The sequence below is a fragment of the Pseudomonas sp. EL_65y_Pfl1_R83 genome, assembly GCF_963970695.1.
GTDB classification, from domain to species: Bacteria; Pseudomonadota; Gammaproteobacteria; order Pseudomonadales; family Pseudomonadaceae; genus Aquipseudomonas; species Aquipseudomonas tritici.
In genome coordinates this window covers 1-957 of record NZ_CAXAQI010000047.1, presented here as the reverse complement: position 1 = coordinate 957, position 957 = coordinate 1, and the positions used below count along the sequence as shown (strand labels likewise).

1 protein-coding gene is annotated in these 957 nt (G+C 65.8%); it reads right to left on the bottom strand.

The window, feature by feature from the left end; all coding sequences use genetic code 11:
- A partial coding sequence (locus AACY08_RS27485) for a DUF3458 domain-containing protein (protein WP_339472259.1) occupies window positions 1-957 on the bottom strand: 957 nt, incomplete at both ends.

The following is a 957-nucleotide window of genomic DNA, read 5'->3' as shown; positions in this document are numbered from 1 at the left end:
GGCGAATAGACATAGCCGTCGGTAGTGGCGCGGGCCGCATGATAGGCAGTGCGCCACGCATCCTCCAGCGTGCGCCCGATATCGCGGCGCAGGGCTTCCCGGGCGCGGAAGATCGCTTCGGGATCGACCACCGTCATCTGGTCGCCGATGAAGCTTTCCGAGGGCAGCAGCACGGCTTCCGCGACGAAAGCGCGGTCGAGCTGCGGGTTGGCGAGCGTGCCGCCGATCGCGGCGATCACGGCGGTGTGATCGACGCGGGCACCACCGGCACTTTCCACCAGCGTATCGAGCATGAGTTGCTGCAACGCTTCGTAGCGCGCGAACGGATCGTCATCATGCGCGGCGAGGAAGGCCAGGTCGGCGGCGCTGCGATCGGTCTCGAGGATCGCCGGGGCGGAGAAACCGCGGTTGATCGACAGGATCGGGCGTTCGCGCACGTCTTCGAAAACGATGCGGTGTTCCGCCTCGGTCAGCAGCACGGTTTGCTCGGGTGCATAGGGCTGTCCGCTGTCGGCACCGAACAATTTTATTCGGAGTGGCAGCACGACCGGTTGCTTGATGGTCTGGCCCGGCGTCGGGGGCGTGTTCTGTGCCAGCACCAGTTCCGCGCGCCCTGAGCCCTCATGATGCAGCAAGGAAGCGGTGATGCGCGGCGTTCCGGCCTGCGAATACCAGCGACGGAACTGCGTCAGGTCGGTGCCGCTCGCGTCTTCGAGCGATGCGACGAAATCCTCGCAGGTGGCCGCGGTGCCGTCGAAGCGGTCGAAATACAGGTCGGTGCCGGCGCGGAACGCCTGCGCGCCCAGGATCGTCGCCAGCATGCGGATGATCTCGGCACCCTTGTTGTAGATGGTGGCGGTGTAGAAGTTGGAGATTTCCTGATAGGAATCGGGGCGGATCGGGTGGGCGAGCGGTCCGGCATCCTCGGGGAATTGCGACGCACGCAGGCCGCGCACA